This window comes from Pseudomonas sp. B10, assembly GCF_900156235.1.
Lineage (GTDB): Bacteria > Pseudomonadota > Gammaproteobacteria > Pseudomonadales > Pseudomonadaceae > Aquipseudomonas > Aquipseudomonas siliginis.
Genome location: NZ_LT707063.1, coordinates 1625643 through 1638827, shown reverse-complemented (window position 1 = coordinate 1638827; position 13185 = coordinate 1625643). Strand labels below are relative to the sequence as shown.

The following is a 13185-nucleotide window of genomic DNA, read 5'->3' as shown; positions in this document are numbered from 1 at the left end:
GGGTCTCACACGAGTGCGTTGCGTTTGGCCATCTCGATAAGTTCTACAAGGGATCTGGCTTTGAGTTTTTGCATCAGGCGCTTTTTGTAGGTGCTGACGGTTTTGTTGCTTAGAAACATGCCCTTGGCAATTTCCTTGTTGGTGCGTCCTTGTGCAAATAACTGCAATACCATCAGCTCGCGATCATTAACGGATTTGAATAGTTCAAGTTCTGCATATCGAGTGTCATCGCTGCGCACCGGATTAAGTGCCTGGCTGGGGAAGTAGTTGTAACCGGAAAGTACCGCTTTGATTGCGCTGACCAATTCGCTCAAGTCTTCCTGCTTGCAGACATATCCCGATGCACCGGATTGCATGCAGCGAATGCCGAACAGCGTAGGACACTGCGCCGTCAGAATCAGAATCTTGAAATTGGAACCCATGGTGTTGAAGCGGGCCAGCACTTCGAGGCCGTCCAGCTTGGGAATGCTGATATCGAGAATGACCAGGTCGGGCATGCATTCACGGACCATCTGCATGGCATCGACACCGTTATCGGTCTCACCGACGACCTTGTAGCCTTCATGTTCCAGGAGCATTCGCACGGCGAGGCGGATGACCGGATGATCGTCCACAATAAAAACGGAGTTCATAAATAGAGTCCCATGCAAGCATGAATAAAGCGCGCACCTTAGCTCAGATGCATGAGCACTCGCATGGACTGGTAGTGTCGCGACTACGTTATCGGATTAATCCTACGCGTAATGAGGAAAGAGACTACGTTGAAATTAGGTTCGGCGTAAGGAAGGGCGAGCAATCAATTGGCCGAAGATTGAAATGATCCGAAGGCCAATATTGATATTCAATTATTTGTCGATGTTTAAAGTTGCGTTTAATTAGCGGTGTTTATTTGATCTGGTTAATGGGTCAAGCGTAGTTGAATCTCACCTGGCTCGCAGGGGCATTCAGCGAAAACTCTTGTGGGGTCAGCCGGTCAGATCAGTGACCGGCTGACCCCACAAGACTCAGTGACTTGAACGCCCGGTCATTTCCAGTGCCATGTCACTGGCGTAACTGTCGGTCATGCCGGCGATGAAATCGATCATGCGCAGAAACGAACTGTGCAGCGAACCTTGAGGGTCCGGCGCATTGTTGCCAAGCAAATCGAGGATGCGCCGGCTCTTGAACGACGGCGTGCGACCGTTGTGCTGCTCCAGCGCGGCGCCGCAGAACGAATTGAGCAGGATCTCCAGTGTCGTGTACGCGCCGATCTCATGCAGGGTCTTGCGTTTGTCCTGGAAGATTTTTTTGCGCGCGATGTCCTTGGCGTTCAACACGCAGCGCTTTGCCGGCCCGTGCATATGTTCGACCAGATCGCCGTGCAGTGTGCCGGCGAGCAGAGCATCCTGCTGTTCGACAAATGCCCGCGCTGCCGCGTTGGTCAGGTGCTCGATGGCCTTGCCGCGCAGGATCGCCAGTTTGCGCCGCCGGGAATCCTGCGGGCCGAGTTGGCGATAGGTTTCCGGCAAATCGTCGCCGACCAGACCGAGCAGCAGTGACTCGACTTCGGCGTATTCGAGCAGCTCCATTTCCAGACCGTCTTCGAGATCGATCAGCGCATAGCAGATGTCATCGGCAGCTTCCATCAAGTACACCAATGGATGGCGTGCCCAGCGCTGGTCTTCGATTTGCGGCAGGCCGAGCTTGTGAGCGATCTGTTCGAGCAGCGGCAGTTCGCTCTGGTAGCAGCCGAATTTGTGTTTCTTGTAGCCGAGGGAGTCGGCGTGGCGCGCGGTCCACGGGTACTTCAGATAGGTGCCCAGCGTCGCGTAGGTCAGGCGTGTGCCGCCGTCGAACTGGTGATATTCCAGCTGCGTCAGCACGCGAAAGCCTTGAGCATTGCCCTCGAAATTGAGGAAATCACCACGCTCGGCGTCGCTCATGCCATCGAGCCAGCCGCGCCCGGCGGCTTGCTGGAACCAGTGGCGAATGGCGTCTTCGCCGGAATGGCCGAACGGCGGATTGCCGATGTCATGTGCCAGGCAGGCCGACTGCACCACCATGCCGAGGTCGGCCGGGTCGCACCAGTCTGGCAGCGCGCTGCGCAAGGTTTCACCGACACGCATGCCCAGCGAACGGCCGACACAACTGACTTCCAGCGAATGAGTCAGGCGGGTATGAATGTGATCGTTGCTGGTGACCGGATGCACTTGGGTCTTGCGCCCGAGGCGGCGGAAGGCCCCGGAGAAAATGATGCGGTCATGGTCTTTGTGAAAAGGGCTGCGGCCGAGTTCTTGCGGGCTGTGCAGCGGCTTGCCGAGGCGTTCGCGGTTGAGCAGGGTTGGCCAATCCAAGGCTGAATCTCTCCGTCTGGTGACTGATCGCCCTAGCTTCCCGGTTCGGCTGCGCGCCTGCAAGCGGAACTACAGGCCTGCTGCGTCGATATCGATCAACAGCAAGCGTTCACCGTTATCGAAAAACTGTCCGGCAGTCAGGCAATACTGGTTGCTGGTGGCATCGCGATAGGTGTTCGACAGGGTCAGGCGGCGTTCTTCCCAGCCTTCGGCCAGCAGATGATAGAAATACGGCCGCCACGACCAGTTGTGCCCCAGATAGCGGTCATCGGCAAACCAGCCGTCATGGCGCCATTCGAGGTTGGGAGTCAGTTGCGTGCCGTGGCGGTCGCACTGATAAAAGCGCAGCAGCCAGGGAAACGCCTGCAATTGCGGCAACGCACTGAGCGGGGCGCGGGCCTGCGCCCATTGCTGCAGAATCGCCATCAGCTCGCTGAGCTGCTGACGCATCTGCATCAGCCTTCCGCGCTCGCTGAGTTTCTGTTTTACGTAGCGCTGCCTGAGTTGGGCGAAATGCGCGACGAAAGCATCCGTAGCGAAGAATTCTTCCTGCGCCCGGGCGAAAAGAAAACCTTGTACGTAGCGCGAGCCGCACTCCAGGGCGAAATTCAGCTGTGCTTCGGTTTCGACGCCTTCAGCGATGATCCAGCAGCCGGTTTTTTCGGCCATCTGCGCAAGTGCTTTGACCACGTCACTGCTCGGTCCGCCGAGGGCCGCGGCCTGGAACAGGCGCATGTCGAGCTTGAGAATGTCCGGTTGCAGGGCCAGCACCCGATCCAGCTGCGAATAGCCGGCGCCGAAATCGTCGATGGCAATTCTTGCTCCTGCGTCACGGTAGCGCCCGACCACGTGGGCCAGGCGTTCACTGTTACCACCCAGTTCGGTGATCTCGAAAACGATGCGCTGCGGATCAACCTCGTGTCGCGCCAATTGCTTGAGGCTTGGCAGCGCTTGATCGGCGCGCAGGCGACTGATCCAGCGTGGCGACATGTTCAGGCTGAGAAACCACTCGGCCGGCGCTTCATGCAGGCGGCTGAGGGCGTGGTCACGGATCTGCCGATCGAGACGGCGCAAGGCAGTGGCCGGCGTGCGCGGATCGGCGAACAACGGTCCGACCGAGGTCAGTTGACCATCGCTCTGACGCAGGCGGCCCAATGCTTCGACGCCTGCAATGCGGCCGGTGGCGGTATCGATGAAAGGCTGAAAACAGGCGAGCGGTTGCCCGTCGATCACGGCAAGTCCTTAATCTTGTTTTTGGTTTGGCCGCGCTTGCCGGATAGGCACGCGGGATGGAATCTCCCGATAAGGAGATTCATCCCGGCGCTACTGCAAGAATGTAGCCAGAAGGGCGCTTCAGCGTTTGCCCGAGCTGTGCATGACCAGTCTGATCAGCGGCCCAAGCGTCGTGCCCAGACGCAGCAGTCGCGTCAAACCGCCACCACTGCTGCGTTTCGAGCCTTTGCCGGTGAGGAAACCCAGCAGCGTCACCGCCGCCACGCCCCACAACGGCGCATGCTTGATGCCGAAACCATCCTGCACGTTCTGCTTCATGCCACGCATGCGCTGTAGCGGTTGCAGCACTTGCGCGGTTTCGTGGCGGATTTCCTGACGGTGCATTTCCATGCGCAGGCGGATCAGCGCCTTGCGCATTTCCCGGCGCGAGCTGTTGTGCGGAAGTTCAGGCAGGCTCATGGCAGCAGGCGCTCCCGGTCGTTGGCCAGCTCTTCGAGCGTGCCGTGGAAAGGCGAGGACTCATCGAAAATCGCCGCTTTGAGGCGCAGACCGCAGAAGATCGACGCCAGCGTGTAAAACACGCACAGGCCGATGATCGCCGCCAGGCGGTAGGTGTCCCAGAAGATGATCATCACCAGCGTCGACAGACCTACCAGCAACAGCAGGGCAAAAACCAGCGCCAAGCCAGCGAACAGCAGCAGGCTGACAGTGCGTGATTTCTGCTCCTGCAGCTCGATGCCGAACAGTTCGACATGACTGTGCAGCAGGCCCAGAACGGCAGCGCCGAGGCGACGCGTAGAGGAGGCGGTGCCCGCAGTCGGGCCGGATTCACCGATCGACATGATCAGCGCCGAGTTGCCAGCAGGCCGATCAGAAAGCCGACGCCGGCAGCGATGCCCACCGACTGCCATGGGTTGGCCGACACATAGTCTTCAGTAGCGGTTACGGCCGCCTGACCGCGCTCACGCAGGGTGTCTTCGGTCACCTTCAGGGTTTCCCGGGCACGCAGCAGGCTGTCATGAATCTGGGCACGCAGCTCATCGGCCTGATCACCCGCGAGGGTCTTGGTGTGTTCGAGCAAGCGTTCGGTGTCGGCGACCAGAGTCTGGAAGTCGTTCATCAGGATTTCTTGAGCAGTCTTTGCCTTGATGCTGGCCATGGGTGGATCTCCGTAGGTGGCTTTGAAGCGTTCGAGTATGAGCCTTGCGCGAAGGTTCAGTGCAAATGCCTGGTACAACTTTTGCTGTGTCGTGGTGCGTCGCTCGGTGTATGTGCGCTGTTGCCGGGCGTCCCAGCAGAAAAACTCTGATTAATTTACTAGCAGTTCGTGATCGGACATCGATAAATGCGCCAAATCAGTTCATCAACCCCTCCCGTTGCATGACTGGTGAGTCTTGGTTTGGTGCGTGAAATGCCCGCATGAACCGCTTTGGTGCCTTTTAGCCTTGGGTCTGCCTCCTCATGGAAAATCTGCAAAGCGCTGTGGACACGCTGGTTCACAGCTCCAACACGTTGTTCATTCTGATCGGTGCGGTGATGGTACTGGCGATGCACGCCGGTTTCGCCTTTCTGGAGGTCGGCACGGTCCGGCAGAAGAACCAGGTCAACGCGCTGGCGAAAATCCTCAGCGACTTCGCCGTCTCGACCCTGGCCTATTTCTTTATAGGCTATTGGATCTCCTATGGCGTCACCTTCATGCAACCGGCGGCGGTGCTCACGGCTGACCATGGCTATGGACTGGTGAAGTTTTTCTTTCTGCTGACTTTCGCTGCCGCGATCCCGGCGATCATTTCCGGCGGCATTGCCGAACGCGCGCGGTTTGTCCCGCAGTTGTGCGCAACGGCGCTGATCGTGGCGTTTATCTATCCGTTCTTCGAAGGGCTGATCTGGAACGGTAATTTCGGTTTGCAAGGCTGGCTGGCGGCGCAGTTTGGCGCGGCATTCCATGATTTCGCCGGCTCGGTGGTGGTGCATGCCGTGGGCGGTTGGCTGGCGTTGGCCGCTGTTCTGCTGCTCGGCCCGCGCAATGGTCGCTATCGCGATGGACGCCTGGTCGCGTTCGCGCCGTCGAGCATTCCGTTTCTCGCACTGGGCTCGTGGATCCTGATTGTCGGCTGGTTCGGCTTCAACGTGATGAGCGCGCAGACGCTGCAAGGTGTCAGTGGCCTGGTCGCGGTCAACTCGCTGATGGCCATGGTCGGTGGCACCGTCGCGGCGTTGATCGTTGGGCGCAATGACCCGGGCTTTCTGCATAACGGTCCGTTGGCGGGATTGGTGGCGATTTGCGCCGGCTCCGACCTGATGCATCCGGTCGGTGCGCTGGTAACGGGCGCGATCGCCGGAGCCTTGTTTGTCTGGTGCTTTACCGCTGCGCAAGTCAAATGGCGCATCGATGATGTCTTGGGTGTCTGGCCGTTGCATGGTTTGTGTGGCGTGTGGGGCGGGATTGCCTGCGGCATCTTCGGTCAGTCTGCGCTGGGTGGCCTGGGCGGCGTCAGCCTGATCAGCCAGTTGATCGGCACTGCGCTTGGCGTCGCGGTCGCGCTGGTCGGCGGCTTCGTCGTCTACGGCGCGATCAAGGCATTGCATGGGCTGCGCCTGAGTCAGGAACAAGAGTATTACGGCGCCGACCTGTCGCTGCACAAGATCGGCGCGGTGAGTCAGGACTAGATTTCCTCATCATTGGCTCCGGGATAGAAACCGTGGAGCAGGCGATAGCGATCGATGCGCACTTGATCGACCTTCTCCTGCACTTTGTGCGCGGGCAGGCCGAGCATGATCAGCGCATGTGAAGCGAGCATCAGGCTCGACTCCAAAAGCTCCGGCACCACCTCGGTGGCGCCGGCGGCTCTGAGTTCCGCCGATTGGCTGTCGTCACGGGTGCGTACCAGAATCGGCACCTGTCGGTTGAGTCGCCGGGCTTCGCGCAGAATGCGCAACGCCACGTCGCTCTGATCTACGGCAATCACCAGCAGCCTGGCGCGCAACAGGCCAACCGCAGTAAGCAGATCGCCACGCGCCGAGTCGCCGTAATGCACGTCGCTTTCCGCGGATGCGGCTTCCTGCACCCGCACCGGATCGTTGTCCAGCGCAACATAGGCTTGCCCCGCATTGCCCATGAAGCGGCCGATGGATTGGCCGACGCGACCGTAGCCGCAGATCACCACGTGCTGGTCGAGGTCGGCGTTGAGCGCGCTGATCTGTTCGATCTGCGCCTCCTGATTGGGCTTGCGGTGCAGCACGGCGGCAATGCGCGGCGCCGCACGCAACAGCAGTGGCGTGAGCAGCATCGAACAGAACGTCGCCGCGAGCAGCAGCGCCCCCGGTTCGGCCGGCAGCAGGCTGTTCTGCTGCATCTGCGCCATCAAGGCAAAACAGAACTCCCCGCCCTGGGCCAGGGCCAGACCGCTGCGCCATGCTGTTTCGCTGTCGCTGCCGCGCCACTTCACCAGCAGCGCGACCACGATGCCTTTGATCAGCATCAGGCCGAGCGTCAGGCCGATGATCAACAGGCTGTGACTGACGAACAATTGCAGGTCGATGAGCATGCCGATGCTGACGAAGAATACGCCGAGCAGAATGTCGCGAAAGGGCCGGATGTCAGCTTCGATCTGGTGCCGGTAATGGCTTTCCCCGAGCAACATGCCGGCAAGGAAAGCGCCGAGTGCAGGCGACAGCCCCAACAAGTGCGTGAGCCAGGCAGTCAGCAGCACGATCACCAGCGCCAGCAGGACGAACAGCTCCGCCGAACGCGAGGCCGCCACTTCATGAAACAGCCGTGGCAATAACCAGCGACTGGCGAGCAGCAGGCCGAAGAACAGCACCAAGGTCTTGCCCAGTGTCAGCGGCAAGGCCCAATACCAGGCCTGCTCGCTGGTACCGGCGAACACCGGAACCAGTGTCAGCAGCAATACCGCGACGACGTCCTGAAACAGCAATACCCCGACCGCGTTCTGGCCGTGGCTGCTAAATACTTCACCAAGACTGCCCAGCTCCTTGGTCACGATCGCCGTGGATGACAGCGATAATCCGGCACCGAGCAACAGCGCCGGCATCAGCGGCATGCCCAGGCCCATCAACAGTGTGCCGAGCAACGCTGTGCTGATCAGCACTTGCTGACTGCCGAGGCGAAACACCACCTGACGCAGCGCAATCATCTTCGACAGGGAGAACTCCAGGCCCAGCGAAAACAGCAGAAACACCACGCCCAGCTCGGCGACATCCGGCAGATGTTCGCTCTCGTTGACCCAGTCGAATGCGTTCGGCCCGACCAGTAATCCCACGCACAGGTAACCCAGTACCGGCGGCAGTCGCAGGCGCCGGAACAGGGCAATCACCACCAGGGATGAGGCGAGGATGATCAACAGATTTGCAAACACGGGACACTCCGCTGTCAGGGCGTTGGCCTCTGAAGCGTAGAGGCAAAAAGTCCGCGAGGATGACGCATTTGCAATTTGCGCTGAATGATTTGCGTCAGGATTTTGCGCCGGGAGCGCTGGGTCCTTTAGGCGGCGCCGGGTCGACGAGGGTTTAGTGGCGTCCTAGAATGGGCTCACTTGTTTTCCGGTAATGCCGTCATGCCTCCTGAATGTCAGCTGTTCGGCACCCTCGGGTGCCATCTGTGTGAAGTCGCCGAAGCCGAGCTGATGCCCTTCGTCGAGCATGGTCTGCTGGTAGAACTGGTGGACATCGCCGAAGACGAATCGTGGTTCGAAAAATACAGCTTGCGCATCCCGGTACTGCGGCGCGTTGACACTGGCGCGGAGCTGGATTGGCCGTTCAGTGGCGATGAAATCGCGGCGTTTTTACGATGATGAGCTTTACTACCGTTCTCCCGCTGGTCGCAGCAATACATCCTTGCGTTGGCGCTCGCTGACTTCTTCGGTTACTGTATGTCCATACAGCAATCGAGTCAGAGGGATGAACCGTGGTCAATGTCGAACAGTTGAAGAGCAGCGTTAACCGGATGTCGGTAGACGTGGTGCGCGAGGCCGTCCTCGAATTGCGCCTGGACGGGCTGGTCACGGAAGGCAAGACGCCATTCAACAAGCTGCATTTCAACACCTGCTTTGCCGAGATCGAAGCCCTGTTTCAGCGCGCCGGTTATCACAAGCAGCTGGATGTGGTCGGTTATCAGGGACTGTTATACGCGTTGTACGATCCAGGGCGTTGGGAAGCGGTCGATGTGTTGCGCTGGCTGAAGGAGTTCACCGAAGCAGCGGCTCTCAAATCGATTCCGGCCTGATCAAACTGCGCTAGGTGGCTTTGCCTCACTGTTGGATAATGCCGGCCTGCATTGAGGATTTCTGTTTCGTATGAACAGCCCCGTATTTTCCGCTGCGCACAATCAGGCCAGCACCTTGTATTTGCCGCCCGGTCCCTGGCTGACGGTACTCGATTGCCTGTGCGATCACTTCAGTGCCATCGGCCGCGAACAATGGCTCGACCGGATTGCTCGCGGGCGGGTGCTGGATGCGCAGGGCCAGCCGATTGCGCTGGACTTGCCGTACAAGGAAGGTCTGCGCATTCACTACTTTCGCGAAGTGCCGGACGAGAAGCCGATACCGGTGCTCGAGTCTATTCTGTACGCCGATGAACACTTGGTGGTGGCCGACAAACCCCACTTTCTGCCAGTCACCCCGGCCGGAGAATATGTCGAACAAACCCTGCTGCGCCGGCTGATCCGTCGGCTGGACAATCCGCATCTGGTGCCGCTGCACCGCATCGACCGGCACACGGCAGGTCTGGTGATCTTCTCGGCCAACCCGCAAACCCGCTCGGCCTATCAGTCGTTGTTCCCGACCCGGCAGATCGACAAGCGCTATGAAGCGATCGCCCCGGCGCTGCCCGAGTTGAATTTCCCCTTGGTGCACAAGAGCCGTTTGGTCGATGGCGAGCCGTTCTTCCGCATGCAAGAAGGGCCTGGCGCCAGCAATACCGAAACGGCGGTCGAGGTGCGTGAGAAAAATGGTGATCTGTGGCGCTATGGCCTGTATCCCGTGACGGGCAAGAAGCATCAGTTGCGGGTGCACATGACGGCGCTGGGAGCGAGTATTTGCAACGACCCGTTTTATCCGACTGTGTTGAAAGATGTCGAGGACGACTACGCCAATCCGTTGAAGTTGCTTGCGCAAGGCCTGCGCTTCATCGACCCGGTGACCGGTGAGTTGCGGGAGTTCGAGAGTCAAATCACCTTGCAGTGGTAATGCTGAAACTGCTTTCCGAGTGCCCATGAAAAAGCCCGCATGACAATGCGGGCTTTTCTGTATCCGGTAACGACGCGGAGCCTTACAGCTCTTTAACGGTACGAACCTGATCCTTGTTGATGCGGGTCTCTTTGCCGTCCAGCTGCTGGAACTCGTAGAAGCCCGAATCATCATCGTATTTCGGGGTGTCGACGGCCTGGATTTCGCGACCGTCATTCAAGGTGATCACTGTCGGCGAGGAGCAACCGGCGAGGGTTGCCAGGCCCAGTGCGAGCATGAAAGTGGCGAGGGTCCGTTGAGTCATGAGTGTGTCTCCGAATGGGAAATCTTCTGGTTACTGAGCTTGAGACGTAAACAAGGCGTGAGAGTTCCTTGGATAGTGTCAGTCTGACACAGTGTTGTGCAGATGTAACAATTCGGGGGTGTTGAGGTTGGCCAGTCGCGGATCGTTGTCAGGGCATTGCAATGCGACGGCGCCGAGACTGCGCATCACCCGCCCCGGGCTGCGTTCACCTGCATTCCAGGCTGCTTCGAATGCCGGCAACAGCGCCACCGGAATCACGCACAGCAGCGGTTCCCAGTGCTCGCCGTGGCGCAGCATTAAAGGTTTTTCACGTTGCAGATCGGCAGTGGTCAGCATGTCTTGCAGCAAGGCCTTGTCGATTCGCGGCACATCGCATGGCAACACCAGCAAATGCGCATGGCGCGCCGCTTTCAGTCCTGCACGAATACCGGCCAGCGGCCCGGGGAAATCGCCTTCATCATCCATTACCAACTGATCGGCAAACCCGGCATAACGCTCGCGATTGCGGTTGCACGAGATGATCAGATCGTCGGTCAGCGGCCGTACCTTGCGCTGCAAATGCGCGATCAAAGGCTCGCCCAGCCACTCGATGAGACCCTTGTCCTGACCGCCCATGCGTTGACCGCGTCCACCGGCCAGAAGCAGGACGGAGCAGGGTGGCAACGGGTTGTTCGAGGGCATGACGACTCTCCAGAGGGGCGGCGGAAAAATGAGCCGCTGTGATATAACACCGGGCTGTTTCCCCTACAACTGGAAGAGCCTATGAAAGCCAAGGCTGATGTACCCTTCGTGCCGCTCAATATTGCGGTGCTGACTGTCAGCGACACCCGGACCCTGGAAACCGATACCTCCGGCCAGGTCTTCGTCGATCGCTTGATCGCGGCCGGTCATGCGCTCGCCGAGCGTGTTTTGCTTAAAGATGATCTCTACAAAATTCGCGCGCAAGTCGCCAACTGGATTGCCGACGATGTGGTTCAGGTCGTGCTGATTACCGGCGGCACCGGCTTCACCGGACGTGACAGCACACCGGAAGCGGTGGCATGCCTGCTCGACAAACAGGTCGACGGATTCGGCGAACTGTTCCGCCAGATCTCCGTGGCCGATATCGGCACTTCGACCGTGCAGTCCCGGGCCTTGGCAGGCTTGGCCAACGGCACGCTGGTGTGCTGCCTGCCGGGTTCGACCAATGCGGTGCGCACTGGCTGGGATGGCATCCTCGCTGAGCAACTGGACGCCCGTCATCGTCCGTGCAACTTCGTCACCCATCTGAAGCAGGCGGCGCCTTGTGAATCCCGTGGGTAAGCCGGGCAAGACCGGCAGTTTGCTGCCTGTCGAAACGGCGCTCGAGCGTTTGCTGGCCATGGCCGATGCGTCGCGCATTGTCGAACGCGAGCACTTGCCGCTGGCGCAAGTCGAAGGGCGGGTGCTGGCTGAAGATCTGATCTCGATGCTGGATCTGCCGCCGTGGCCGAACAGCGCCATGGACGGCTACGCCTTGAACCTGGCGGATTGGCAGGGCGAGCCGCTGCCGGTCAGTCAAAAGGTGTTTGCCGGGCAATCTCCGCAGCCGTTGGAGCCTGGTACCTGCGCACGCATCTTTACCGGGGCGCCGTTACCGGCGGGCGCTGACTGTGTCGAGATGCAGGAAAACGCCGAAGTTCAGGCCGACGGCCGAGTGCGCTTTCTTGAACCTTTGAAAGCCGGGCAGAACATTCGTCCGCAAGGGCAGGAAACCACGGTCGGCGAATTGGTGCTGCAAGCTGGAACCCGGCTCGGACCGATTGAGCAAGGCCTGGCTGCTTCGCTTGGCTGTGCCGGGGTTAACGTCGTGCGCAAGCCGCGGGTGGCGGTTCTGTCCACTGGGGACGAACTGGTTGAACCCGGTCAGGCATTGGGGCCGGGCCAGATCTACAACAGCAACCGCGTGCTTCTGTGCAGCTGGCTGCAGCGTCTGGGCTGCGAAGTCATCGATGGCGGAATTCTTCCGGACGATCTACCCGCGACGCGGGCGCGGCTGGGTGAGCTGCAAAATGTCGATCTGGTCCTCTCTACCGGCGGGGTCTCGGTCGGTGAAGCGGATTTCCTCGGCATTGCCTTGCGTGAAGAAGGCGAGCTGGACCTGTGGAAACTGGCGATCAAGCCCGGAAAACCATTGACGTTCGGTCATTTCCGCAACGTGCCGGTGATTGGCCTGCCCGGCAATCCCGCCTCTACGCTGGTGACGTTCGCCTTGCTGACACGGCCCTATTTATTGCGACGCCTGGGTGTGCAAGATGTCGAGCCGCTCAAGTTTGCAGTGCCAGCAGGCTTTGTCTGGCCGGTGGCCGGCAACCGTCGTGAATATCTGCGCGGGCGCTTGGAACAGGGGCGGGCGATCATTTACCGCAACCAGAGTTCCGGTGTGCTGCGTAGCGCGGCGTGGGCCGACGGATTGGTGGAAGTCCGAGAAGGCCGCACGCTGAGCGAGGGTGATGCAGTGAGCTTCATTCCCCTCAGTGACCTTCTGGGGTAGACCATCTCGCCCATGCACGCGTCGGCTGAAACGCACGGCGCGTGCAACGAATGATTCGGTCAGTTGCTGATCAATGTCACCAACTGGTCGAATCGGCTGTTGGCCACCCAGCCCAGCAGTCCGAGGATGACAGCGGTGGCACCGGCCGAATACGCCAGACGGTGTTTGATCGTCCGCACATCATTGAGCACTTCGTCCATATCGCGGCGCATGTATTTGAAGTGGGTCTCCAGCTCGCTGACTCGGGGTTCCATATCAAACTCTCCAGGGGTCTTGGCGCTGTTACAGAAGTCTGGTTTCTTGCTGGCACGACTTTCGGCGAGAGCGGCGACCGGGCTCACCGGTGCCTTGGTTTCATGGTTGTGCATGGAAGTTCTCGCCGATCGTATCAACTGCACGCTTGCTGGTTTTGCCATTGCTCGATTCATGAAAATAAATCGGGGGGTATCCGTTCATTACCGGCACATCCTTGTGTTATTGGATTGAAGGTTGATGCTGCTGGCACACGGTGACCCAATGGTCGGACGGGGTCAATTAAGCCGATTCCTCTTGTTTCGTAAGAAAAAATACCGCTGTGTAGGACGCCAGCAGTTGGAC

General features: G+C 59.5%; 16 protein-coding genes. 6 read left to right on the top strand and 10 right to left on the bottom strand.

Going from position 1 to position 13185, the window contains the following annotated elements; genetic code table 11:
- Window positions 1–5 precede the first annotated feature (5 nt).
- The 6 genes from BXA01_RS07275 to BXA01_RS07250 form a co-directional block, all read right to left on the bottom strand.
- The gene (locus BXA01_RS07275; RefSeq protein WP_041478434.1) at window positions 6–632 is read right to left on the bottom strand and encodes a response regulator transcription factor; all 627 of its coding nucleotides are present in this window, start codon (window positions 630–632) and stop codon (window positions 6–8) included.
- A 372-nt stretch (window positions 633–1004) separates the two neighbouring features.
- Complete coding sequence (locus BXA01_RS07270) at window positions 1005–2333, bottom strand: deoxyguanosinetriphosphate triphosphohydrolase (RefSeq protein WP_076563711.1); 1329 nt, start codon at window positions 2331–2333, stop codon at window positions 1005–1007.
- A gap of 69 nt (window positions 2334–2402) precedes the next feature.
- Complete coding sequence (locus BXA01_RS07265; RefSeq protein ID WP_041478435.1) at window positions 2403–3566, bottom strand: EAL domain-containing protein; 1164 nt, start codon at window positions 3564–3566, stop codon at window positions 2403–2405.
- A gap of 120 nt (window positions 3567–3686) precedes the next feature.
- A complete protein-coding gene (locus BXA01_RS07260) occupies window positions 3687–4025 on the bottom strand; it encodes a hypothetical protein (protein WP_016770844.1) in 339 nt (112 codons plus the stop codon).
- Window positions 4022–4408, bottom strand: a complete 387-nt coding sequence (locus BXA01_RS07255) for a phage holin family protein (protein WP_008079909.1) — start codon at window positions 4406–4408, stop codon at window positions 4022–4024. Before BXA01_RS07255 ends, BXA01_RS07260 begins: the two co-directional genes overlap by 4 nt.
- Before the next feature lie 2 nt (window positions 4409–4410).
- Complete coding sequence (locus BXA01_RS07250) at window positions 4411–4725, bottom strand: DUF883 family protein (RefSeq protein ID WP_016770842.1); 315 nt, start codon at window positions 4723–4725, stop codon at window positions 4411–4413.
- Between the two features lie 302 nt (window positions 4726–5027).
- On the opposite strand from BXA01_RS07250, the gene BXA01_RS07245 reads away from it, so the two are divergent.
- The gene (locus BXA01_RS07245; RefSeq protein WP_041478438.1) at window positions 5028–6236 is read left to right on the top strand and encodes an ammonium transporter; all 1209 of its coding nucleotides are present in this window, start codon (window positions 5028–5030) and stop codon (window positions 6234–6236) included.
- Here the strand turns inward: BXA01_RS07245 and BXA01_RS07240 are convergent.
- Window positions 6233–7945 (bottom strand): cation:proton antiporter, encoded by a 1713-nt coding sequence (locus tag BXA01_RS07240; protein ID WP_076563710.1) that lies wholly within the window; start codon window positions 7943–7945, stop codon window positions 6233–6235. The genes BXA01_RS07245 and BXA01_RS07240 overlap by 4 nt on opposite strands.
- Before the next feature lie 198 nt (window positions 7946–8143).
- On the opposite strand from BXA01_RS07240, the gene BXA01_RS07235 reads away from it, so the two are divergent.
- The 3 genes from BXA01_RS07235 to BXA01_RS07225 all read left to right on the top strand — a co-directional run bounded on the left by BXA01_RS07235 (window position 8144) and on the right by BXA01_RS07225 (window position 9772).
- Window positions 8144–8380, top strand: coding sequence for a glutaredoxin family protein (locus BXA01_RS07235; RefSeq protein ID WP_016770838.1), 237 nt, complete (start codon window positions 8144–8146; stop codon window positions 8378–8380).
- A 113-nt stretch (window positions 8381–8493) separates the two neighbouring features.
- Entirely contained in the window at window positions 8494–8811 is a 318-nt protein-coding gene (locus BXA01_RS07230; protein ID WP_016770837.1) for a hypothetical protein, read from the top strand.
- A gap of 70 nt (window positions 8812–8881) precedes the next feature.
- A complete protein-coding gene (locus BXA01_RS07225; protein WP_076563709.1) occupies window positions 8882–9772 on the top strand; it encodes a pseudouridine synthase in 891 nt (296 codons plus the stop codon).
- A gap of 82 nt (window positions 9773–9854) precedes the next feature.
- Here BXA01_RS07225 and BXA01_RS07220 read toward each other — a convergent pair whose 3' ends face one another.
- Both BXA01_RS07220 and mobA read right to left on the bottom strand, forming a co-directional pair.
- Window positions 9855–10076 (bottom strand): YgdI/YgdR family lipoprotein, encoded by a 222-nt coding sequence (locus tag BXA01_RS07220; RefSeq protein WP_016770600.1) that lies wholly within the window; start codon window positions 10074–10076, stop codon window positions 9855–9857.
- Between the two features lie 78 nt (window positions 10077–10154).
- Window positions 10155–10757, bottom strand: a complete 603-nt coding sequence (gene mobA, locus BXA01_RS07215) for a molybdenum cofactor guanylyltransferase MobA (RefSeq protein ID WP_076563708.1) — start codon at window positions 10755–10757, stop codon at window positions 10155–10157.
- A gap of 81 nt (window positions 10758–10838) precedes the next feature.
- On the opposite strand from mobA, the gene moaB reads away from it, so the two are divergent.
- The gene (gene moaB, locus BXA01_RS07210) at window positions 10839–11378 is read left to right on the top strand and encodes a molybdenum cofactor biosynthesis protein B (protein WP_016770598.1); all 540 of its coding nucleotides are present in this window, start codon (window positions 10839–10841) and stop codon (window positions 11376–11378) included.
- Window positions 11362–12588, top strand: a complete 1227-nt coding sequence (locus tag BXA01_RS07205) for a molybdopterin molybdotransferase MoeA (RefSeq protein WP_076563707.1) — start codon at window positions 11362–11364, stop codon at window positions 12586–12588. The genes moaB and BXA01_RS07205 overlap by 17 nt, the downstream gene beginning before the upstream one ends.
- A gap of 59 nt (window positions 12589–12647) precedes the next feature.
- On the opposite strand, the gene BXA01_RS27100 is transcribed toward BXA01_RS07205, so the two are convergent.
- A complete protein-coding gene (locus BXA01_RS27100; protein WP_172834003.1) occupies window positions 12648–12956 on the bottom strand; it encodes a hypothetical protein in 309 nt (102 codons plus the stop codon).
- Between the last annotated feature and the right edge of the window lie 229 nt (window positions 12957–13185).